General features: G+C 52.0%; 19 protein-coding genes and 1 pseudogene. 11 read left to right on the forward strand and 9 right to left on the reverse strand.

From position 1 onward, the window contains the following. Positions 1–115 precede the first annotated feature (115 nt). From phoP to roxA, 3 genes are all read left to right on the forward strand, one after another. Positions 116–787 (forward strand): two-component system response regulator PhoP, encoded by a 672-nt coding sequence (gene phoP / locus ACLJPQ_RS00775; RefSeq protein ID WP_001537766.1) that lies wholly within the window; start codon positions 116–118, stop codon positions 785–787. Then, positions 787–2,250, forward strand: coding sequence for a two-component system sensor histidine kinase PhoQ (gene phoQ / locus ACLJPQ_RS00780; protein WP_001031685.1), 1,464 nt, complete (start codon positions 787–789; stop codon positions 2,248–2,250). Before phoP ends, phoQ begins: the two co-directional genes overlap by 1 nt. 80 nt (positions 2,251–2,330) lie before the next feature. After that, positions 2,331–3,452 carry a [50S ribosomal protein L16]-arginine 3-hydroxylase gene (gene roxA, locus ACLJPQ_RS00785; protein ID WP_000456514.1) on the forward strand — a complete coding sequence of 374 codons (1,122 nt, stop codon included), beginning with the start codon at positions 2,331–2,333 and terminating at the stop codon, positions 3,450–3,452. A 39-nt stretch (positions 3,453–3,491) separates the two neighbouring features. Here roxA and ACLJPQ_RS00790 read toward each other — a convergent pair whose 3' ends face one another. Both ACLJPQ_RS00790 and pepT read right to left on the reverse strand, forming a co-directional pair. Further along, positions 3,492–4,826, reverse strand: a complete 1,335-nt coding sequence (locus tag ACLJPQ_RS00790; RefSeq protein ID WP_080184896.1) for a hypothetical protein — start codon at positions 4,824–4,826, stop codon at positions 3,492–3,494. Positions 4,827–4,829: 3 nt separating this feature from the next. Then, a pseudogene (pepT, locus tag ACLJPQ_RS00795) lies at positions 4,830–6,059 on the reverse strand (peptidase T). A gap of 250 nt (positions 6,060–6,309) precedes the next feature. On the opposite strand from pepT, the gene potA reads away from it, so the two are divergent. The 5 genes from potA (at position 6,310) to potD (ending at position 11,798) form a co-directional block, all read left to right on the forward strand. After that, positions 6,310–7,446, forward strand: coding sequence for a spermidine/putrescine ABC transporter ATP-binding protein PotA (gene potA / locus ACLJPQ_RS00800; RefSeq protein WP_000531607.1), 1,137 nt, complete (start codon positions 6,310–6,312; stop codon positions 7,444–7,446). Next, complete coding sequence (gene potB, locus ACLJPQ_RS00805) at positions 7,430–8,293, forward strand: spermidine/putrescine ABC transporter permease PotB (RefSeq protein WP_000799391.1); 864 nt, start codon at positions 7,430–7,432, stop codon at positions 8,291–8,293. Before potA ends, potB begins: the two co-directional genes overlap by 17 nt. Positions 8,294–8,621: 328 nt before the next feature. Then, positions 8,622–9,632, forward strand: coding sequence for an SPI-2 type III secretion system effector SifA (gene sifA / locus ACLJPQ_RS00810; protein WP_080184895.1), 1,011 nt, complete (start codon positions 8,622–8,624; stop codon positions 9,630–9,632). A gap of 315 nt (positions 9,633–9,947) precedes the next feature. Next, positions 9,948–10,727, forward strand: coding sequence for a spermidine/putrescine ABC transporter permease PotC (gene potC, locus ACLJPQ_RS00815; protein WP_000580299.1), 780 nt, complete (start codon positions 9,948–9,950; stop codon positions 10,725–10,727). Between the two features lie 24 nt (positions 10,728–10,751). Then, positions 10,752–11,798: a spermidine/putrescine ABC transporter substrate-binding protein PotD gene (gene potD, locus ACLJPQ_RS00820; protein WP_000759329.1), complete on the forward strand. Its 1,047-nt coding sequence runs from the start codon at positions 10,752–10,754 to the stop codon at positions 11,796–11,798. A gap of 81 nt (positions 11,799–11,879) precedes the next feature. Here potD and cobB read toward each other — a convergent pair whose 3' ends face one another. Genes cobB through lolC form a run of 5 tightly spaced genes read right to left on the reverse strand, consistent with a single transcriptional unit; the run spans position 11,880 to position 16,797 of the window. Beyond that, positions 11,880–12,701, reverse strand: coding sequence for a Sir2 family NAD+-dependent deacetylase (gene cobB, locus ACLJPQ_RS00825; RefSeq protein ID WP_001191856.1), 822 nt, complete (start codon positions 12,699–12,701; stop codon positions 11,880–11,882). An 18-nt stretch (positions 12,702–12,719) separates the two neighbouring features. Next, on the reverse strand, positions 12,720–13,631 hold the full coding sequence (gene nagK, locus ACLJPQ_RS00830; RefSeq protein WP_000291320.1) for an N-acetylglucosamine kinase: 912 nt from the start codon (positions 13,629–13,631) through the stop codon (positions 12,720–12,722). A 28-nt stretch (positions 13,632–13,659) separates the two neighbouring features. After that, the gene (gene lolE, locus ACLJPQ_RS00835; RefSeq protein WP_000168091.1) at positions 13,660–14,904 is read right to left on the reverse strand and encodes a lipoprotein-releasing ABC transporter permease subunit LolE; all 1,245 of its coding nucleotides are present in this window, start codon (positions 14,902–14,904) and stop codon (positions 13,660–13,662) included. Further along, complete coding sequence (gene lolD, locus ACLJPQ_RS00840; protein ID WP_001033714.1) at positions 14,904–15,605, reverse strand: lipoprotein-releasing ABC transporter ATP-binding protein LolD; 702 nt, start codon at positions 15,603–15,605, stop codon at positions 14,904–14,906. Before lolD ends, lolE begins: the two co-directional genes overlap by 1 nt. Further along, positions 15,598–16,797 (reverse strand): lipoprotein-releasing ABC transporter permease subunit LolC, encoded by a 1,200-nt coding sequence (gene lolC / locus ACLJPQ_RS00845; protein WP_001534775.1) that lies wholly within the window; start codon positions 16,795–16,797, stop codon positions 15,598–15,600. The genes lolD and lolC overlap by 8 nt, the downstream gene beginning before the upstream one ends. A 337-nt stretch (positions 16,798–17,134) precedes the next feature. Here lolC and mfd point away from each other — a divergent pair, with 337 nt between their 5' ends. Then, positions 17,135–20,581 (forward strand): transcription-repair coupling factor, encoded by a 3,447-nt coding sequence (gene mfd / locus ACLJPQ_RS00850; protein WP_023203483.1) that lies wholly within the window; start codon positions 17,135–17,137, stop codon positions 20,579–20,581. A 147-nt stretch (positions 20,582–20,728) separates the two neighbouring features. Beyond that, positions 20,729–21,694, forward strand: coding sequence for a L,D-transpeptidase family protein (locus tag ACLJPQ_RS00855; RefSeq protein ID WP_000482961.1), 966 nt, complete (start codon positions 20,729–20,731; stop codon positions 21,692–21,694). Positions 21,695–21,790: 96 nt separating this feature from the next. Here ACLJPQ_RS00855 and bhsA read toward each other — a convergent pair whose 3' ends face one another. Then, positions 21,791–22,048, reverse strand: coding sequence for a multiple stress resistance protein BhsA (gene bhsA / locus ACLJPQ_RS00860; protein ID WP_000800159.1), 258 nt, complete (start codon positions 22,046–22,048; stop codon positions 21,791–21,793). A gap of 241 nt (positions 22,049–22,289) precedes the next feature. Between bhsA and comR the strand changes: the two genes are divergently transcribed. Then, positions 22,290–22,925 (forward strand): TetR family copper-responsive transcriptional repressor ComR, encoded by a 636-nt coding sequence (comR, locus tag ACLJPQ_RS00865; protein ID WP_000205986.1) that lies wholly within the window; start codon positions 22,290–22,292, stop codon positions 22,923–22,925. A gap of 74 nt (positions 22,926–22,999) precedes the next feature. Here the strand turns inward: comR and ACLJPQ_RS00870 are convergent, their stop codons facing one another. After that, the gene (locus tag ACLJPQ_RS00870; RefSeq protein ID WP_001043449.1) at positions 23,000–23,539 is read right to left on the reverse strand and encodes a glycine zipper 2TM domain-containing protein; all 540 of its coding nucleotides are present in this window, start codon (positions 23,537–23,539) and stop codon (positions 23,000–23,002) included. Between the last annotated feature and the right edge of the window lie 60 nt (positions 23,540–23,599).

A 23,599-nucleotide genomic window follows, 5' to 3' on the forward strand; every position in this document is an offset into this window, starting at 1 on the left:
CCCTCTTTTCTTCAGAAAGAGGGTGACTATTTGTCTGGTTTATTAACTGTTTATCCCCAAAGCACCATAATCAACGCTAGACTGTTCTTATTGTTAACACAAGGGAGAAGAGATGATGCGCGTACTGGTTGTAGAGGATAATGCATTATTACGCCACCACCTGAAGGTTCAGCTCCAGGATTCAGGTCACCAGGTCGATGCCGCAGAAGATGCCAGGGAAGCTGATTACTACCTTAATGAACACCTTCCGGATATCGCTATTGTCGATTTAGGTCTGCCGGATGAAGACGGCCTTTCCTTGATACGCCGCTGGCGCAGCAGTGATGTTTCACTGCCGGTTCTGGTGTTAACCGCGCGCGAAGGCTGGCAGGATAAAGTCGAGGTTCTCAGCTCCGGGGCCGATGACTACGTAACGAAGCCATTCCACATCGAAGAGGTAATGGCGCGTATGCAGGCGTTAATGCGCCGTAATAGCGGTCTGGCCTCCCAGGTGATCAACATCCCGCCGTTCCAGGTGGATCTCTCACGCCGGGAATTATCCGTCAATGAAGAGGTCATCAAACTCACGGCGTTCGAATACACCATTATGGAAACGCTTATCCGTAACAACGGTAAAGTGGTCAGCAAAGATTCGCTGATGCTTCAGCTGTATCCGGATGCGGAACTGCGGGAAAGTCATACCATTGATGTTCTCATGGGGCGTCTGCGGAAAAAAATACAGGCCCAGTATCCGCACGATGTCATTACCACCGTACGCGGACAAGGATATCTTTTTGAATTGCGATAATGAATAAATTTGCTCGCCATTTTCTGCCGCTGTCGCTGCGGGTTCGTTTTTTGCTGGCGACAGCCGGCGTCGTGCTGGTGCTTTCTCTGGCATATGGCATAGTGGCGCTGGTCGGCTATAGCGTAAGTTTTGATAAAACCACCTTTCGTCTGCTGCGCGGCGAAAGCAACCTGTTTTATACCCTCGCCAAATGGGAAAATAATAAAATCAGCGTTGAGCTGCCTGAAAATCTGGACATGCAAAGCCCGACCATGACGCTGATTTACGATGAAACGGGCAAATTATTATGGGCGCAGCGCAACATCCCCTGGCTGATTAAAAGCATTCAACCGGAATGGTTAAAAACGAACGGCTTCCATGAAATCGAAACCAACGTAGACGCTACCAGCACGCTGTTGAGCGAGGACCATTCCGCGCAGGAAAAACTCAAAGAAGTACGTGAAGATGACGATGATGCCGAGATGACCCACTCGGTAGCGGTAAATATTTATCCTGCCACGGCGCGGATGCCGCAGTTAACCATCGTGGTGGTCGATACCATTCCGATAGAGCTAAAACGCTCCTATATGGTGTGGAGCTGGTTCGTATACGTGCTGGCCGCCAATTTACTGTTAGTCATTCCTTTACTGTGGATCGCCGCCTGGTGGAGCTTACGCCCTATCGAGGCGCTGGCGCGGGAAGTCCGCGAGCTTGAAGATCATCACCGCGAAATGCTCAATCCGGAGACGACGCGTGAGCTGACCAGCCTTGTGCGCAACCTTAATCAACTGCTCAAAAGCGAGCGTGAACGTTATAACAAATACCGCACGACCCTGACCGACCTGACGCACAGTTTAAAAACGCCGCTCGCGGTTTTGCAGAGTACGTTACGCTCTTTACGCAACGAAAAGATGAGCGTCAGCAAAGCTGAACCGGTGATGCTGGAACAGATCAGCCGGATTTCCCAGCAGATCGGCTATTATCTGCATCGCGCCAGTATGCGCGGTAGCGGCGTATTGTTAAGCCGCGAACTGCATCCCGTCGCGCCGTTGTTAGATAACCTGATCTCCGCGCTCAATAAAGTTTATCAGCGTAAAGGGGTGAATATCAGTATGGATATTTCACCAGAGATCAGTTTTGTCGGCGAGCAAAACGACTTTGTCGAAGTAATGGGCAACGTACTGGACAACGCTTGTAAATATTGCCTGGAGTTTGTCGAGATTTCGGCTCGCCAGACCGACGATCATTTGCATATTTTCGTCGAAGATGACGGCCCAGGCATACCCCACAGCAAACGTTCCCTGGTATTTGATCGCGGTCAGCGCGCCGATACCCTACGACCAGGACAAGGCGTGGGGCTGGCTGTCGCGCGCGAGATTACGGAACAATACGCCGGGCAGATCATTGCCAGCGACAGTCTGCTCGGCGGCGCCCGTATGGAGGTCGTTTTTGGCCGACAGCATCCCACACAGAAAGAGGAATAAACATTTCTGTGCGTTCTTCCACGCATCTCGTTAAGCATCCGTTATAATCGGTGTCAGATACCAGCCTGCGGATACTTAACATGGAATACCAATTAACTCTTAACTGGCCCGACTTTCTTGAACGCCACTGGCAAAAACGCCCGGTGGTCTTAAAACGTGGGTTTAGCAACTTTATCGATCCGCTCTCGCCGGATGAGCTGGCGGGGCTGGCGATGGAAAGCGAAATCGACAGCCGTCTCGTTAGCCATCAGGATGGCAAATGGCAGGTCAGCCATGGCCCTTTCGAAAGCTACGATCATCTGGGTGAGAGTAACTGGTCGCTGCTGGTACAGGCGGTAAACCACTGGCACGAACCCACCGCCGCCTTGATGCGCCCGTTCCGCGCTCTGCCGGACTGGCGTATCGACGATCTGATGATCTCCTTTTCCGTTCCCGGCGGCGGCGTTGGCCCGCATCTGGATCAGTATGATGTGTTTATTATCCAGGGAACCGGTCGCCGTCGCTGGCGCGTGGGCGAAAAGCTGCAAATGCGTCAGCACTGCCCACATCCCGACCTGTTACAAGTCGATCCGTTCGAGGCCATTATTGATGAAGAGCTGGAGCCGGGCGACATTCTGTATATTCCGCCAGGATTCCCGCATGAAGGCTATGCGCTGGAAAACGCCATGAACTATTCGGTCGGTTTTCGCGCGCCCAATAGCCGTGAGCTGATCAGCGGTTTTGCCGATTACGTCCTGCAACGGGAGTTGGGCAATACATACTACAGCGATCCGGATATGCCGTCCCGCAAGCATCCGGCGGATATCCTGCCGCAGGAGATGGATAAACTGCGTAATATGATGCTCGATTTGATCAATCAACCCGCGCATTTCCAACAGTGGCTTGGCGAGTTTCTCTCTCAGTCACGCCACGAACTGGATATTGCGCCGCCGGAGCCGCCGTATCAGCCTGATGAAATTTACGATGCCTTAAAGCAAGGCGAGGTATTAGTACGTCTCGGCGGGCTTCGCGTATTGCGTATCGGCGATGAGGTCTATGCGAATGGCGAAAAAATAGACTCTCCGCATCGCCCCGCTCTGGAGGCGCTCGCCAGTCATATTGCACTGACCGCTGAAAACTTCGGCGATGCGCTGGAAGACCCGTCCTTCCTCGCGATGCTGGCGGCGCTGGTGAATAGCGGGTACTGGTTCTTCGAAGGATAAGAACATCGCAATGCCCGGCGACCGCCGGGCTGACGCAAACTATCCACAACGATCGCCGCCAGGTTTGGCGAAATCGTTATATTGCGGATCGCCCGGATAAATCGAGTGGGCCATTCGATGGCGAAATGACATTTGCCGATAGCGCCGCGCCAGTACGTTATCTCCAAGACCTTCGGCAATATTAGCCAGTTGCTGTAATCGTTCATACTGCATCTTTGCTGGATAAGCTACGGCATCAAGCGTAAAGGCGCGTTCCGCAAAGTCTTTTGCTTGTTCAAGCTGTTGATTATTCTTATAAAGTAGCGAAATACCATACAACACCATGGATACGTCAGACTGCCGACGTTTATATTCTGCCAGCAATGGGAGATAGAGGGAAGTACTGTCCAGGTCGATGTTTTCGGGCAAATAAAAGCGTAATCGTGATATTACCGTCGCCATTGGCGTTAAACGGCTCTGGTAATACGCGATAAGTTTAAGGTAGAGATCTTTCGCTTCCTTATAATGATGGCCCTGTGCATAAAAGCCAGCAAGATTATTGCTGTCAACCGTCATTTCGCCGAATTCGGCGCCATAAAGCGTTTGCTTAATTTTTAGCGCCTGACTTAGCGCATTAATCGCCTCGCTAATATGCCCTGCATTATAAGCAATATCCGCTTTCTGCTGCAAAAAAGAGGCGACGCGCTCACGATTATCCCAGGTTTTATCCCGTAAAATAACGTTCAGCCACTGCCGCTCCGTTGCGTCTATCTTCGCCAAATAATAGGCTTTACGCGCACTATCACATTCGACATCCCGCTCTTCCAGCGCATCAGAATAAGCGTCGCGCATCCTGTTTAAGGTATAAACCAATGCTTCCGTCGATGCCTTTTTGTCTTTAAGACGCCACGTTAATGCCTGCTCTTGCCAGGCTATTCGCTGACGGTAATCAACCTTGATCTCGTATCGCCACTGCTCTGTAGATGAATACTCTATATGGCGATCGTCACTGTAAACATTAAAGGCCGCAAGGTGTTCAAACATATCGGCCCGATCGCCCGGATAAGTGCCCGCCGGAAATGTTTTCATGATTGCCCGCGCTCGCAGCAGCATTTGCGGCGTTAATTCAGGTTTACCCAGCCATTGATAAATATCGCTTTGTAATAGCAGGCTACGAACAAGCTGTATTGAGCGTTTGCCATATTGCCGCGAGGCCAGCCTCACCGCATCATCAATAAACGTCATGCAGGTTTCATCGCCGGTCATAAAACATGCTGCAGATTGTTGCTGGCGCTGGGACCAGGAAGGCGGATATTCGGCGCTCCAGGCAGAAAAATTGATGGCGGAAAATATCCCGCCATAAATAATAAAACGCTTCACCACAATGCGTAACATTCGCTACTGGCCGCGCTTCGCCGTCAGCTCCGCGATACGTACAATCACCTGTACCGCTTTTTCCATCCCCTCCAGCGTCACAAACTCATGTTTACCATGATAGTTATATCCGCCGGTAAAGAGATTAGGACACGGCAGGCCCATAAACGACAGTTGCGCCCCGTCTGTACCGCCGCGAATCGGTTTCATCTCCGGCGTAATATGACAGTCGCGCATGGCCTGCTGGGCGATATCGAGAATATGCGGATGCTCAACCACTTTTTCGCGCATATTGTAATAACTGTCTTCAATCACCAGTTCGATATAGCAGTCCGGATGCAGCCCCTTACCGACTTTTTTGGCAATCTCCATCATTTTGCGTTTACGCGCTTCAAACTGCTTACGGTCGAAATCGCGAATGATGTAGTGCATTTCGGCCCGGTCAACGGTGCCTTTCATGCTGGCCAGATGATAAAACCCTTCGTAACCTTCAGTGGTTTCAGGCGCTTCATCCGCCGGCACTTCCGCGTGAATCCTCGCCGCCAACGACAGCGCATTGACCATCACGCCTTTCGCCGTACCAGGATGCACGTTATTGCCGACGATTTTGATATTCACCGAGGCGGCATTGAAGTTTTCAAACTCCAGTTCGCCCACGCCGCCGCCGTCGACCGTATAGGCCCACTGCGCGCCAAACTCCTCAACATCGAAGTGCTTCGCGCCTTTCCCTACCTCTTCGTCAGGCGTAAACGCCACTTTAATGTCGCCGTGGGGAATAGGATTACCTTTCAGCACCGCCAGCGCGGTCATGATCTCCGCAACGCCGGCTTTATCGTCCGCGCCCAGCAATGTCTTACCATCGGTAGTAATCAGCGTCTGTCCCAGTAATTGATGCAGTACCGGGAACATCACGGGTGACAACACCTCATCGCCAATCCCTAATGCTATATCGCCGCCGCGATAATTCTCGACAATCTGCGGATTAACGTTTTTACCGCTGAAATCCGGAGAGGTATCCACATGGGAGATAAAACCAATGGCGGGAATATCCCCCTCAACATTGGCCGGGAGCGTCGCCATCAACGTCCCTTTTTCACTTAATGTAATGTTAACCAGCCCCATCTCTTCGAGCTGCTGTTTGAGCAAACGTAGTAACTTCCACTACCCCTCAGTGCTGGGAACCTGCCGAACACCCGACTTTGATTGGGTATCCAGCGATACGTAGTGTAAAAAACGCTCAAGTAGTTTATCCATGCAGTCACCCTCACTTTTCGTGACAACATTATTAATAAGCAAGAAAAGACAAATATTGCGTCAGGTCACTTTTATCCCTGCAAACAAGAATATTTCACTTTGACACGCTTTCTGACTATAAAGCTAAGTCAGTAATTCGCAACAAGGATTGGCGATCACAGTGGTTTGCCGTAGAATGACCGCCCTCATTAAGAGTGATTAAGGTGGTTAACCACAAACCCCGCAGCGGTCAGCCATCCGTTGCGTTTACATGGGACAGAGTAAGAAATTGAATAATCAACCGCGTTCGCTTTCACCGCTGGTGCTTTTGTCGGGAATTAGCAAAAGTTTCGATGGCAAAGAGGTCATTTCGCAACTGGATTTGACCATTAACAATGGCGAATTCCTCACACTGCTTGGCCCTTCCGGCTGTGGTAAAACAACCGTTCTTCGCCTGATTGCCGGCCTGGAAACCGTTGATGCCGGGCATATCATGTTGGATAACCAGGATATCACCCACGTTCCCGCCGAAAATCGTTATGTAAATACCGTATTTCAAAGCTACGCTTTATTTCCGCATATGACGGTGTTTGAAAATGTCGCGTTTGGCTTACGAATGCAAAAAACGCCAGCCGCCGAGATAGCGCCTCGCGTGACCGATGCGCTGCGTATGGTGCAGCTTGAAGAGTTTGCACAACGTAAACCGCACCAGCTTTCCGGCGGACAGCAGCAGCGTGTGGCTATCGCTCGCGCGGTGGTGAATAAACCTCGCCTGTTATTACTGGATGAATCGCTTTCCGCGCTGGACTATAAATTGCGCAAACAAATGCAGAACGAGCTTAAAGCATTACAGCGTAAACTCGGTATCACGTTTGTTTTTGTCACTCACGATCAGGAAGAAGCGCTCACCATGTCCGATCGTATCGTGGTAATGCGTAATGGCGTGATTGAGCAAGACGGCACGCCGCGTGAAATCTATGAAGAGCCAAAAAACCTGTTTGTCGCCGGTTTTATCGGCGAAATTAACCGCTTTGACGCGACCGTCATTGAACGGCTTGATGAACAGCGCGTCCGCGCCAGCGTAGAAGGTCGGGAGTGCAATATATACGTCAATTTCGCTGTCGAACCGGGCCAAAAACTGAACGTCCTGCTGCGACCGGAAGATCTACGCGTCGAAGAGATCAACGATGATAACCACATCGAAGGGCTTATCGGCTACGTGCGCGAGCGCAATTATAAAGGTATGACGCTGGAGTCGGTGGTTGAACTGGAAAATGGCAAAATGGTGATGGTCAGCGAATTCTTCAACGAAGACGATCCTGACTTCGACCATTCACTTGACCAAAAAATGGCCATTAGTTGGGTAGAAAGCTGGGAGGTCGTACTGGCTGATGAAGAACACAAGTAAATTCCAGAATGTAGTGATTGTCACTATCGTCGGTTGGCTTGTGTTGTTTGTTTTTCTGCCCAACCTGATGATCATTGGCACCAGCTTTCTGACCCGTGACGACGCCAGTTTCGTCAAGATGGTCTTTACGCTGGATAACTACGCACGCCTGCTCGATCCGCTCTATTTTGAAGTGCTCCTGCACTCTCTGAATATGGCGCTGATCGCCACCCTCTCCTGCCTGGTGCTGGGCTATCCTTTTGCCTGGTTCCTGGCGAAGTTACCGGAAAAGATACGTCCGTTATTGCTGTTTTTGCTGATTGTTCCTTTCTGGACCAACTCACTGATCCGCATCTATGGGCTAAAAATATTCCTGAGCACTAAAGGCTATCTCAATGAATTCCTGCTGTGGCTGGGCGTGATTGATACGCCGATTCGCATCATGTTCACCCCGAGCGCCGTTATTATCGGCCTGGTTTACATTTTGCTGCCGTTTATGGTCATGCCGCTCTACTCCAGCATTGAGAAGCTCGACAAACCGCTACTGGAGGCCGCACGCGATCTCGGCGCCAGTAAAATGCAAACGTTCATCCGCATCATTATTCCATTAACCATGCCGGGCATTGTCGCCGGTTGCCTGCTCGTGATGCTACCGGCAATGGGCCTGTTCTACGTCTCCGATTTAATGGGTGGCGCGAAAAACCTGCTGATTGGTAACGTCATTAAGGTACAGTTCCTGAATATTCGCGACTGGCCGTTTGGCGCGGCGACCAGCATTACGCTGACCATTGTGATGGGACTCATGCTGTTGATTTACTGGCGGGCTTCCCGCTTATTGAATAAGAAGGTGAGTGATATAAGCGATTAATTGCGCAACGCTAACAAATCCACACGCATCCAGGCATGAAGTTTATTCAAGGGTAAACTTCATGCCTCCGGCATAAAAAACGCATGAAAGCAGTTGCCGCCAGTATTGCAAATCTACAGCATCATCCGCGCCAGGCCTTCTTTTATTTTTACCTGTAGCGACGCTATCACAGACAGTAATGCGTTTATACGCGAAGCTCTCAGGTTTTATACTGATTGCCAGTCTCTTTTAAAAATTATATTACATCCGATGCGCCCGCAGTTGAGATAAAAAGGGTCGATTTAATCAATTATGTAGTCATTTTTACTCCAGTATAAGTGAGATTAATATGCCGATTACTATAGGGAATGGTCTTTTAAAAAGTGAAATCCTTATCAATCCCCCAGGGAATACGAAAGAAACATGTTGCAAAGTTTTATGGGAAAAAATTAAAGACTTCTTTTTTTCTACTGGCAAAGCAAAAGCGGACCGTTGTCTACATGAGATGTTGTTTGCCGATTGTACCCCCACACGAGAGCGGCTTACAGAGATTTTTTTTGAGTTGAAGGCATTAGCCTGCGCATCGCAAAGAGATAGATTTCAGGTTCATAATCCTCATGAAAATGATGCCATCATGATTCTTCGTATCATGGATCAAAACGAAGAGAACGAATTGTTACGTATCACTCAAAATACCGATACCTTTAGCTGTGAAGTCATGGGGAAGGTCTATTTTTTAATGAAAGATCGCCCGGATATTTTAAAATCGCATCCACAAATGACGGCCATGATTAATAGAAGATATAGCGACATCGCAGATTACCCCCTCCCTTCGACATTATGTCTCAATCTTGCTGGCGCGCCGACATTATCGGTTCCATTAGACAACATAGAGGGGTATTTATATTCTGAATTGAGAAAAGGACATTTAGATGAGTGGAAAACGCAAGAAAAGGTAACCTACCTGGCAGCGAAAATTCAGTCTGGGATTGAAAAGACAACGCGCATTTTACAGCATGCGAATATATCCGAAAGTACTCAGCAAAACGCATTTTTAGAAACAATGGCGATGTGTGGATTAAAACAGCTTGAAATACCACCACCGCATACCCACATACCTATTGAAAAAATGGTAAAAGAGGTTTTACTGGCGGATAAGACGTTTCAGGCGTTCCTCGTAACGGATCCCAGCACCAGCCAAAGTATGTTAGCTGAGATAATCGAAGCCATCTCTGATCAGGTTTTTCACGCCATTTTTAGAATAGACCCCCAGGCTATACAAAAAATGGCGGAAGAACAGTTAACCACGCTACACGTTCGCTCAGAACAACAAAGCGGCTGCTTATGTTGTTTTTTATAAAATCAGACGACGCTTTCTCAGACGTCACGTTCAGGGTTTACTCACGTACTTCCTGTTTGCCTACAGAGTAACCTCTTGCCTGGCGCAATAATGCCGCATATGACCGGATCGGATGAGAATAGTCATTTAAATGGCCTTTTTTTCCCGCTCGTCTGGCAATTTGTTGTAAAATTCGCGGCTTCAAGCGGCAGCTTGCTTCTTCCTGGCTGCTGATAACCGCGAGACGTTTTGGAGAGATTTTGGAGAAGAGAAAAAATTGTTCATTTTCAATACTCTAAAAGCACCCCATCCTCTGAATAAGAAGGTGGAACTTGAATGATCGGTCGGCTGCTCCGTGGCGGTTTCATGACTGCCATCTATGCGTATCTGTATATTCCCATCATTATTCTGATCGTGAACTCCTTCAACAGTTCGCGGTTCGGCATTAACTGGCAGGGCTTTACCACTAAATGGTACGAACTACTGGTCAATAACGACAGTCTGTTGCAGGCCGCTCAACATTCACTGACGATGGCGATTTTTTCAGCGACCTTCGCCACGTTGATTGGCTCGTTAACCGCGGTGGCGCTTTATCGCTACCGCTTTCGCGGGAAGCCATTCGTCAGCGGGATGCTGTTTGTAGTAATGATGTCGCCGGATATCGTGATGGCGATCTCCCTGCTGGTGCTGTTTATGTTACTCGGCATTCAACTGGGCTTTTGGTCGTTGCTGTTCTCGCACATCACCTTTAGCCTGCCGTTTGTGGTCGTCACGGTCTATTCGCGCCTGAAAGGCTTTGATGTCAGAATGCTGGAAGCCGCAAAAGACCTGGGGGCCAGTGAGGTAACGATTTTACGCAAAATCATTCTGCCGCTGGCGATGCCGGCGGTGGCGGCGGGCTGGTTGCTGAGCTTTACGTTGTCGATGGACGATGTAGTGGTCTCGTCGTTTGTCACCGGGCCGGGCTATGAAATTTTACCCTTAAAGATTTATTCCATGGTAAAAGTCGGCGTTTCACCAGAAGTGAACGCGCTGGCGACCGTTTTATTGGTGCTGTCTCTGGTAATGGTCATTGCCAGCCAGCTTATTGCTCGTGATAAAACCAAGGGCCGATAAGGCCCGTAATTCAGGGGACGTTAAATGAAAAAATGGTCACGCCACCTGCTCGCGGCGGGCGCCCTGGCGCTGGGTATGAGTGCCGCTCATGCCTCCGACAACGACACGCTCTATTTCTATAACTGGACTGAGTATGTACCGCCGGGCCTGCTGGAACAGTTCACTAAAGAGACCGGCATTAAGGTGATTTATTCGACCTACGAGTCGAACGAAACCATGTATGCCAAACTCAAAACCTATAAAGATGGCGCGTATGACCTGGTTGTTCCTTCTACATACTATGTCGACAAAATGCGCAAAGAAGGCATGATCCAGAAGATCGATAAGTCGAAATTAACCAATTTCCACAACCTCGATCCGGAAATGCTCAACAAACCGTTTGACCCCAACAACGATTATTCTGTCCCGTATATCTGGGGCGCAACGGCGATTGGCGTGAACAGCGATGCTATCGATCCAAAAACCATTACCAGCTGGGCTGACTTGTGGAAACCGGAATATAAAAACAGCCTGCTTTTAACCGACGATGCGCGAGAAGTCTTCCAGATGGCGCTGCGCAAGCTAGGTTATTCCGGTAACACTACCGATCCGAAAGAGATCGAAGCGGCATATGAAGAGTTGAAAAAACTGATGCCGAACGTAGCGGCCTTCAACTCCGATAATCCGGCGAATCCGTATATGGAAGGGGAAGTCAACCTGGGGATGGTGTGGAACGGTTCAGCCTTCGTTGCTCGTCAGGCTGGCACGCCGCTGGAGGTCGTCTGGCCGAAGGAAGGCGGTATTTTCTGGATGGATAGCCTGGCTATTCCGGCGAACGCGAAAAATAAAGAGGGCGCGCTGAAGCTAATCAACTTCCTGCTGCGTCCTGACGTCGCGAAAGAGGTGGCAGAAACCATCGGCTACCCTACCCCCAACCTGGCGGCGCGTAAGCTGTTAAGCCCGGAGGTCGCCAATGATAAGTCGCTCTATCCGGATGCGCAAACCATCAGCAAAGGCGAGTGGCAAAACGATGTCGGCGACGCCAGCGCCATTTATGAAGAGTATTATCAGAAGCTAAAAGCAGGACGCTAATTCAGCCAAAGCGCCTGTCGGGCCTACAGATGAACGTAACGTGAAATGTAGGCCGGATAAGGCGTTACCGGGCAAACAGCACTACAGCCCTTTCAGGAATTTATCAACAAATTCCGGCACAACCTGGCTTGCCGGGCCGTAGTGCTTCTCTTCAAACTCGCTGCCGACCTGGCTTGGCTCAAGATTCAGTTCCACCGTATGTGCGCCGTGCAGTTTTGCTTCATGCACAAACCCCGCAGCCGGATAGACATGACCGGATGTGCCAATGGCGATAAAAATATCCGCCATCGACAGCGCCATATAAATTTCATCCATGCCAAGCGGCATCTCGCCAAACCACACCACGTGCGGACGTAGCGGCGCCGGGAACTGGCAGCAGTGACATTTATCTTCCGGCATCACATCGCCGTTCCATTCCAGAATTTGGCCGCTTTGCGAACAGCGCACCTTCAACAGCTCGCCATGCATATGAATGATGTTGCGGTTGCCCGCGCGTTCATGCAAATTGTCGATGTTTTGCGTCACCAGCAAAAAGCGATCGCCAAGCGCTTCTTCAAGCTTCGCTAACGCCAGATGCGCCGCATTGGGTTGTATTTCCGGCTGTTGAAGCTGCTGACGGCGGGCATTATAAAATGTCTGCACCAGCCCCGGATTACGGGCGAATCCTTCCGGCGTTGCCACGTCTTCAACCCGATGCTCTTCCCAAAGGCCATCCGCCGCGCGAAACGTACGAATACCAGACTCTGCAGAAATTCCTGCACCTGTAAGGACTAATACTCTTGGGTTTTCCATCATTTCCGGCACCACTCTGTCTCTGAAAAAGATCCGCTGGCGCAGACGTTCACGCAACAGACGTTTATTTTTACGAAAGCGGCTTAATCGATGAAACCGACGCGACTGCATAACAACCTCTTTTTTTGATTAGTCGGTAAGATGTAAAAAAGCAGCACCGCGCATCCCACCTGCATCCCCATGCCGCGCACGCTCAATGCGCGGCGCGCGGGCAACAGGGAGGAGATGGCGCGGCAGTCTTTCCGCCAGTTGCGTTGTTATTGCCGTAAAGTTCGATAGTCCGCCGCCGATCACCAATAAATCGGGATCGACAATCGTCAGTATATTCCCCAGACAAACCGCCAGTAAATCCAGATAGCGCTCAACATGCGCGTGCGCCTGCTCATCACCCTGCTCCCACAACGCGATAATCTCCGGCGCCTGCAGCGATTGATCATAATAATGCTGATATAGCCACGCAAACCCGCGCCCGGACAGATAATTCTCAATGCAGCCCATCTGACCGCATCCACAACGGCGGAGAGGAAAATCAAACCCCATCAACGTTAGCGCGTCAACCGGCAAACGCATATGGCCAAACTCGCCGGTGATATAGCTCTGACCGGTAATCGGCTTCCCGTTTAGCACCAGGCCACCGCCGACGCCGGTGCCGAGGATAAGCCCCATAACCAAAGGATATTGCGTGAATTCATCATCCCAGGCTTCGGACAAGGCAAAACAGTTAGCGTCATTGTCCAGACGCACATCGCGATCCAGTCGGGCGCTGAGATCGGCGCGCAACGGCTTACCGCTGGCTGCCGGGACATTCGCGGCGTACAGCGTGCCGTCTTCGGTTTCCGGCATACCGGGTATGCCAATCCCTACCGACCCTTTTACGCCAAATCGCTGGTCGGCTTCCGCGACCAGTTCGCACACAGCGTCTAAAAAGGCGCTATAGCTGGCATGAGGCGTGGGAACCCGTTTTTCCCACTGCAGCCGCCGCGTTGAGTCAAATACGCCTAACGCAATCTTTGTTCCGCCAATGTCAAACCCGTAATACATCACCGCTCCTTGTTTTTATATTCCGCGATTACTGACCGCTCAATACTCGCGCAGGGTCAATGTTGCTCGCCCGCCGCGCCGGATACCAGCTCGCCAGTAAGCTTAACAACAACGCCGTGACCAGTACGTAAACAACGTCCAGCCAATGTAATTCGGATGGCAGGAAGTCGATAAAATAGATATCACCGGACAAAAACTGATGCCCGATCGCCTTTTCAATCCCATTAATAATGGCGGTAAGCTGAAGCGAAACGACAACGCCGATCGCCACGCCAATCAAACTACCCAGCAAGCCCGCCAGTAGTCCGTACCAGACGAAAATGGCACGAATCAAACCATCTTTCGCCCCCAGCGTTCTTAATACCGCAATGTCGCCGCTTTTGTCTTTTACCGCCATCACTAAGGTGGAAACGATATTAAAACAGGCCACGCCGATCACCAGAATCATCGCCAGATACATAATGGCGCGAATCATCTGGATATCGCGATACATATAGCCGTAGGTGCCGATCCAGCTCTTAATGTAGACATAGCTGTTAGTCACCTCACCCGCGTCACGCACCAGTTTGTTCGCATTAAACACGTCGTGGACTTTAAGCGCGATACCGGAAACGCTGGACCCCATATCCAGATACTGCTGCGCATCCTCAAGCGGGATCATGGCGAAGCTGTGATCGAGCTGGCCGCTCAGTTGCAGAATCCCGATGACATGCAAACGCACGCGTTTGGGCTGGAGCAGCTTATGGTCGGCATTCGCATTGGGGATCATGATGGACACCCAGTCGCCCTGTTTCACGTTCAGCGCATCGGCGACGCCTTTGCCGATAATGATCTGCTGCTCGCCCGCTTTGAAATGATCCCAGGCGTGATTTTGCACAAATGACGGTAACGCGCTAAGCTGCTGCTCTTGCTTAGGGTCGACGCCTTTAACCTGAATGGCGCGCAAATTCGCCCCGCTCTCTACCAGGCCGGTAAAATTGATATACGGCGCGGCGGCGGCAATGCCCGGCACCTTCTGCACTTTTGCCAGCGCTTCACGCCAGTTGGTCCACGGCTGATTGACCGCTTCAATCTCCCCGTGCGGAACCACCGCCAGAATACGGTTATTCAACTCGCGTTCGAAACCGTTCATCGCGCTTAAACCGACAATCAACACCGCCACGCCCAGCGCGATACCGATGGTAGAAATGACGGAAATGAGCGAAACCATACCGCCGCGCCGCCGTCCACGGCTGAAACGCAAGCCAATTAACAATGATAAAGGCGACGCCATTACTCCGCCCCCATCAGGCTCAGTTCCGCCGTCAGGCGGCCATCGCGCATCTCAAGCTGGCGGCTCATACGTTTCGCCAGTTGCAAATCGTGAGTCACCACCAGAAACGCGGTTCCCTGCAGACGATTTAACTCGCCCAAAAGCTCAAAAATACTGTCGGCATTACGCGCATCCAGATTACCGGTCGGCTCATCCGCCAGTACCAGACGCGGATTATTCACCAACGCGCGCGCTATCGCGACACGCTGGCGCTCACCGCCGGAAAGTTCCGAAGGTCGATGGGTTGCGCGATGCTCCAGCCCTACGGCGTGCAGCATTTCTCGCGCCCGAGCATCAATCTCCGCCGGTTTCTTTTTGCCAATCAATAATGGCATCGCCACGTTTTCCAGCGCCGTAAAATCCGGCAGGAGATGATGAAACTGATAGATAAACCCCAGTTTCTGGTTACGTAATTCCGCTTTTGCCGCAGAAGAGAGTTTGCTCATCGGCTGGCCGCTAAAAATCACATCGCCAGAGGTAGGCGTATCCAGCCCGCCTAACAGATGCAGCAACGTACTTTTACCCGAACCGGAACTGCCGACGATCGCCATCATTTCGCCTTCGCCGATACTGAAGCTGACATCGTGCAACACGTCGGTTTGTACGGTGCCTTCCTGATAGCGTTTGCACAGGTTGTCGCATTGCAACAGGATCTTATTCATAACGTAAAGCCTCAGCGGGTTGAGTGGCGGCAGCGCGCCAGGAAGGATAAAGCGTAGAAAGCAGCGCGATGGCCATTGCCACCAGAGCGATAACGATCACCTGTAACGGCTCTATCGCCACGGGCAACGCAGCGCCATCCAGAAACGCGCCGATGATCGGCATCAGGTTATTCAGTTGGCTGGCAAGCAATGCGCCCAGCGCGGCGCCCAACAGCGCGCCGATAATCCCGGCGCTGGCGCCCTGCACCATAAAGACCATCATAATTTGTCGCGGCGTCAGCCCTTGAGTTTGTAAAATCGCCACTTCGCCCTGCTTCTCCATGACCATCAGACCCAACGAAGTAATAATGTTAAAAGCCGCGACCGCCACGATGAGGCTCAGCAACAATCCCATCATGTTCTTTTCCATGCGCACAGCCTGGAACAACTCGCCTTTACGTTCGCGCCAGTCCTGCCACTTCGTGCCTTGCGGCAGCGGCTGTTGGCTGAGGGTATCGACTTGCAGCGGTTCATCCAGCCACAGACGCCAGCCGGTAATATTGCCTGCCGGATAGCGCATTAAACGCGACGCGTCCTGAATATTGACCAGCATTTCATAGCCATCGACCTCGCTATTGGCGGCAAATGTGCCAATCACCGTAAACAGACGCTGGCTGGGCAGACGTCCCATTGGCGTAAACTGGCTGGCAGATGGCACCATTAGCCGAATCTGATCGCCGCGGTTGACCCCTAACTGTCCGGCGAGCTGCTCGCCGAGGATGACATTATACTTACCCGGCTGTAATTCGCTTTGCTTCACATTGACCAGATACGGCGTTAACGGATCTTTTTGCGCCGGATCGATACCCAACATCACGCCAACCGCAACGCTACGCGCGCTTTGCAGTACGACATCGCCCGTCGTCAGCGGCGCAATACGGTTAACGCCTTGCAGATTCACCGCTTTTTCCGGCATCTGATTCGGGTTAAGAGAACCATGTTCAGCAGAAAGGATGGCCTGAGGCATCAAACCAAGAATGTTATTTTGCAGTTCGCGCTCAAAACCGTTCATCACCGACAATACCGTGACCAGCGCCATCACCCCCAAGGTAATGCCGATAGTGGAAAGCCAGGAAACGAAGCGACCGAAGCGATCTGCTGCACGCCCGCGCATGTAACGCAGGCCGATGAATAGAGCGACAGGTTGATACATGTAATCCGTCTGGTTGCTGTTAGCAAAGTCCCGAGTATATAAGCGAAAGCGGAATGCGTAAATGTCTGAACCGTAAGAGTTCGTCAGCGCTATTCTGAAAAAGGCCGACAAATCAAGTCACTTACATGTTCATACTTTACCTGTTCGACGTGTTATCCGGCGGATTCAATTTGCTAATAAACAACGATCGCGGATAATAAAGAACATTGCTTATCAGTCATATGCCCCTGAATACCTGAGTCCTTCATGCTGTCCCGGCGCGCAGCCAACCATGAAGCAGCCTGAAGGGTGACGCGTAGAGTGCGGCGTAAAACAAAAAGAGATACTGACAACCGTTATGCCTGAAAAACAACGTTACACGCTGCCGACAAAAGCGGGCGATCAGCGCCAGTTGGGCGAACTTACCGGTGCCGCCTGCGCTACGCTGGTGGCGGAGATAGCTGAACGCCATGCCGGTCCGGTGGTACTTATAGCGCCTGACATGCAAAATGCTCTGCGATTGCATGATGAAATCCGCCAGTTTACCGATCAGATGGTGATGAACCTGGCGGACTGGGAAACGCTACCGTATGACAGCTTCTCCCCGCATCAGGAAATTATCTCTTCGCGTCTGTCCACGCTCTACCAGTTGCCGTCGATGCAGCGCGGCGTCTTGATTGTACCGGTAAACACCCTGATGCAGCGCGTTTGTCCGCATAGCTATCTGCATGGTCATGCGCTGGTGATGAAAAAAGGCCAGCGGCTGTCCCGCGACGCTCTGCGCGCGCAGCTTGACAGCGCCGGTTATCGGCATGTCGATCAGGTGATGGAGCATGGCGAATACGCGACGCGCGGCGCGCTGTTGGATCTCTTTCCGATGGGCAGCGAACAGCCTTATCGCCTCGACTTTTTTGATGATGAAATCGACAGCCTGCGTCTGTTTGACGCGGATACCCAACGTACGCTGGAGGAGGTCGAGGCCATCAATTTGTTGCCCGCGCACGAATTTCCTACCGACAAAGCCGCTATTGAGCTTTTCCGTAGCCAGTGGCGCGATACCTTTGAGGTAAAACGCGACGCCGAGCACATCTATCAGCAGGTCAGCAAAGGCACCCTGCCCGCCGGGATCGAATACTGGCAGCCGCTCTTTTTCAGCGAACCGTTACCGCCATTATTTAGCTATTTCCCCGCCAATACTCTGGTGGTGAATACTGGCTCGCTGGAAACCAGCGCCGAACGCTTTCAGGCCGATACGCTGGCGCGTTTTGAAAATCGCGGCGTCGATCCTATGCGCCCGCTTTTGCCGCCGGAAGCCCTCTGGCTACGGGTAGATGAGCTCTTTTCCGAGCTTAAACGCTGGCCTCGCCTCCAGCTTAAAACCGACCATCTGCCGGAAAAAGCCGCCAATACCAATCTTGGTTTCCAGAAATTACCGGATTTGGCTATCCAGGCGCAGCAGAAAGCGCCGCTGGACGCGCTGCGTAAATTCCTCGAATCTTTCAGCGGTCCGGTGATTTTTTCGGTGGAAAGCGAAGGACGCCGCGAAGCTCTGGGAGAGCTCCTGGCTCGCATAAAAATCGCGCCGAAGCGAATATTACGCCTGGACGAGGCGCAGGATGCGGGACGCTATCTGATGATTGGCGCCGCAGAACATGGCTTTATCGACACCCAACGCAATCTGGCGCTGATTTGTGAAAGCGATCTCTTGGGTGAACGGGTGGCGCGTCGCCGCCTGGATTCCCGCCGCACGATCAACCCGGATACGTTGATTCGTAACCTGGCGGAGCTCCACGTCGGTCAACCGGTAGTGCATCTGGAGCACGGCGTCGGACGCTATGCCGGTATGACCACTCTGGAGGCTGGCGGCATCAAGGGTGAGTATCTGATGCTCACCTACGCCAATGACGCCAAACTGTATGTGCCGGTTTCCTCATTGCATCTGATTAGCCGCTATGCCGGCGGCGCGGAAGAAAGTGCGCCGCTGCATAAACTGGGCGGCGACGCCTGGTCGCGCGCCCGGCAGAAAGCGGCGGAAAAAGTGCGCGATGTCGCAGCGGAACTGTTGGATATTTATGCGCAACGGGCGGCAAAAGAGGGTTTTGCCTTTAAGCATGATCGTGAGCAGTATCAGTTATTCTGCGACAGCTTCCCGTTTGAAACGACGCCCGATCAGGCACAGGCGATTAACGCCGTATTGAGCGATATGTGCCAACCGCTGGCGATGGACAGGCTGGTGTGCGGCGACGTCGGCTTCGGCAAAACCGAAGTGGCGATGCGCGCCGCGTTCCTGGCGGTGGAAAACCATAAACAGGTGGCGGTACTGGTGCCGACTACGCTGCTGGCGCAGCAACACTATGACAACTTCCGCGACCGTTTCGCCAACTGGCCGGTACGCATTGAGATGCTGTCTCGCTTTCGCAGTGCCAAAGAGCAGACGCAAATCCTGGCGGAAGCCGCCGAGGGTAAGATCGATATTCTGATCGGTACGCATAAACTGCTACAAAGCGATGTGAAGCTGCGCGACCTCGGCCTGCTGATTGTCGATGAAGAGCACCGTTTCGGCGTGCGCCACAAAGAGCGAATTAAGGCGATGCGCGCCGATGTCGATATTCTGACGCTCACGGCGACGCCGATCCCGCGGACGCTGAATATGGCGATGAGCGGTATGCGCGATCTCTCCATTATCGCCACCCCCCCTGCCCGTCGTCTGGCGGTAAAAACCTTTGTCCGCGAGTATGATAGCCTGGTAGTAAGGGAAGCGATTCTGCGTGAAATCCTGCGCGGCGGTCAGGTTTACTATTTGTACAATGACGTCGAAAATATTCAGAAAGCCGCAGAGCGGCTGGCGGAACTGGTGCCGGAAGCGCGAATCGCTATAGGCCACGGGCAGATGCGCGAACGTGAGCTGGAACGGGTCATGAACGATTTCCACCATCAACGTTTTAACGTGCTGGTGTGTACTACCATTATCGAAACGGGGATCGACATTCCCACCGCTAACACGATCATCATTGAACGTGCGGATCATTTCGGCCTCGCGCAGTTGCACCAGCTGCGTGGCCGCGTTGGGCGCTCGCACCACCAGGCCTACGCCTGGCTGTTGACGCCACATCCTAAGGCCATGACCACCGATGCGCAAAAACGGCTGGAGGCGATTGCGTCGCTGGAGGATTTAGGCGCCGGGTTTGCGCTGGCGACCCACGATCTGGAGATCCGCGGCGCGGGCGAACTGCTTGGCGAAGAGCAAAGCGGCTCAATGGAAACCATTGGCTTCTCACTCTACATGGAACTGCTGGAAAACGCCGTTGATGCGCTGAAAGCAGGCCGCGAACCCTCGCTGGAAGATCTCACCAGTCAGCAAACGGAAGTCGAGCTGCGAATGCCGTCGTTACTGCCGGATGATTTTATTCCGGATGTTAATACCCGGCTGTCATTCTATAAACGCATTGCCAGCGCGAAGAACGAAAACGAGCTGGAGGAGATCAAAGTGGAATTGATCGACCGCTTCGGCCTGCTGCCCGATCCGGCGCGTAATCTGCTGGATATCGCCCGCCTGCGCCAACAGGCGCAAAAGCTCGGCATCCGAAAACTGGAGGGTAACGAGAAAGGCGGAACGATTGAGTTCGCCGACAAAAACCACGTTGACCCCGCCTGGCTTATCGGGTTGCTGCAAAAACAGCCGCAGCATTTCCGTCTGGATGGTCCGACGCGCCTCAAGTTTATTCAGGATTTAAGCGAACGTAAAACGCGTATAGACTGGGTACGCCAGTTTATGCAGCAACTGGAAGAAAACGCTATTGCATAAGCGTCAGGCCGGGCGTCATTACTCTGCGTCCGGCCTAATCTTTACAAATTCTTTGCACTTCCCTGCAGTTCCAGACACAGCCAGCCGCCATAATTCTTATTTCCTCTTTTATAAAAATAACCACATAATAATCATGGGCTTATTATAATGTTCAACAATACGCGACTCTCTCGCTGGTGGGCGTTGTTTGCGCTTACCGCGACCATCATGCTTGCCCTTCCCGCGCAGGCGAATACGTGGCCTCTTCCACCCCCCGGCAGTAGACTGGTGGGAGAAAATAAATTCCATGTCGTTGAAGACGACGGCGGCTCGCTGGAGGCGATCGCCAAAAAATATAACGTGGGCTTTTTAGCCCTGTTACAGGCCAACCCCGGCATTGATCCTTACGTGCCACGCGCAGGCAGCGTGCTGACGATTCCGCTGCAAACGCTGCTACCGGACGCGCCACGTGAAGGTATCGTCATTAACCTCGCGGAATTACGGCTTTACTATTATCAACCGGGGAAAAATACGGTCACGGTCTACCCTATCGGGATTGGCCAACTGGGCGGCGATACCCTGACGCCAACGATGGTGACGACCATTTCGGATAAACGCGCCAATCCAACCTGGACGCCGACCGCCAATATTCGCGCCCGTTATAAAGCGCAAGGCATCGATCTCCCCGCCGTGGTGCCTGCCGGTCCCGATAACCCAATGGGGCATCACGCGATTCGTTTAGCGGCCTACGGCGGCGTCTATCTGTTACATGGCACGAATGCCGATTTTGGCATTGGTATGCGCGTCAGTTCCGGCTGTATCCGTCTGCGCGACGGTGATATAGAGACATTGTTCCGTCAGGTCACGCCGGGAACCAAAGTGAATATTATCAATACGCCGATTAAAGCCTCGGTGGAGCCAGGCGGCGTGCGACTGGTGGAAGTTCATCAGCCGCTGTCTAAAAATATAGGCGACGATCCGCAGGTGCTGCCGATTGTGCTGAATGGCCCGATGCAGGCCTTTAAGGACGCGCCGCAGACCGATGCTGCGGTGATGGAACATGTTATGGAAGTGCGTTCCGGAATGCCGGTGGATGTAACCCGTCAAGCAGAGGCGAAACCGCAGTCGCTGTAAGCGTGAATAGCTGACCGACAAAAAAGCCTCGCGATGCATCGCGAGGCTTTCTCTTTTTATTGTGGCAATCGCAGCGGCATTAATGAGGGTTAATGCTTACTTATAGATTACCGCCGTACCGTGAAGGGTATTCGGGCCGGTAACAGAGGTAATACGGAAAGACTTCGCCCCCATCTCCTGCGCTTTTTGCGCCAGCTGATCTTCCAGCGAGCCCAGATTCGTGCCGCCATTCGCGGAAATGGTGCCGAACTTCTGTTGACCTTCTGGCGTTGCCTGAACTTCAACGGCGGCGAAGCTGGCGAATGAGAGCGAACTCAGTACCGCAGCAGCGATGAGGGTTTTTACGTTTTTCATAGTGATGACCTTTAGCAGATGAATGGGTGTCGTAAGCATTAACTTAACGATCGATAAATTAATCATAGATGTGATCTACATCACACGTCAACCTCTTTTTATAATGATCGTTATATAATTTATAAAGATGTTATTTTTCATGTGAATAGAATTGATTTATTTTTCTAATGAATACTCTGGAGCCAGAAGTGGTTTGTTTTTATAATAGAGAGACCGCTCTTTAAACAGGTACAACGGCATCATGACAACGGATACCACGAGTTGCGCGAAGAAAAGCCGTGGCCGACCAAAAGTGTTCGACAGGGAAGCCGCGCTTGATAAGGCCATGACTCTCTTCTGGCAGCACGGCTATGAAGCAACTTCGCTTGCCGATCTCGTAGAGGCTACCGGGGCGAAAGCGCCTACTCTCTATGCGGAATTCACTAACAAAGAAGGATTATTTCGCGCTGTCCTGGATCGCTACATCACTCGCTTTGCCTCAAAACACGAAGCCCAGCTCTTTTGTGAAGAGAAAAGCGTGGAATCGGCGCTGGAAGATTACTTCACAGAAATTGCCGCCTGCTTTACCAGTACAGACACGCCGGCTGGCTGCTTTATGATTAATACGTCCGCCACCCTCGCCGCCTCCTCGCGCGATATCGCCCGCACGGTAAAATCACGCCACGCCATGCAGGAACAGACGCTCATCCAGTTTCTGCGCCAACGTCAGGAGCGCGGTGAAATTCCGGCGCACTGTAACCCGCAGGCGCTCGCAGAATATATAAACTGTATTTTACAGGGAATGTCGATCAGCGCCCGTGAAGGTGCCACCTTCGAACAACTGATGCAAATTACGCGTACGACTCTGCGCATCTGGCCTGAACTGCTCAAGTCCTGAACGACGCGGCTTCGGATAAAAAAAAGCCCCTCAGCCTGAGCGAATGAGGGGCTAACTTGCAGAGTACAGCTTTTTTATGCTTTGTTATTCAGAACCAGTTGGCCATTGCCGTCGAGGGGAATTTGCGTTCCGGGGTCTTTATCCATGCGGATTTTGCCCTGCTGATCGCCAATTTTGTAGGTCACGTCGTAGCCAAGCATCTTTTCAGATTTGTCATACACCGTCTTACAGCGTTGCTGCGTGGTAGTGTAGGTATCACTTTCCTGCATTGATCCCTGGATTTGATTGCCAGCATAACCGCCGCCCAGCGCCCCGACGACCGTCGCCACATCTTTACCACGACCGCCGCCAAATTGATGTCCAATCACGCCGCCTGCTACTGCGCCAAGCACCGAGCCGGCAATACGGTTTTCGTCCTGAACCGGTCTACGATGCGTGACCGTGACATTACGGCACTCCTGACGCGGCGTTTTTACCGTCTCTTTAATCGGTTTAGCCGATATCACCTGCGCATACTGCGGACCACGATCAAATACGTTGAGACTGGCCACTGCCGCCACACCCAGCGCAGCCGCTACGCCAATCCCTATACCCGCCAACATTGATTTATTCACGGGAGTTCCTCCTTCGTTGCTATTGGTAACAATTTTGCAACCAGTATGCGAACAAAGCCA

The sequence above is a fragment of the Salmonella sp. SAL04213 genome (assembly GCF_046550535.1).
Taxonomy (GTDB): Bacteria; Pseudomonadota; Gammaproteobacteria; order Enterobacterales; family Enterobacteriaceae; genus Salmonella; species Salmonella enterica.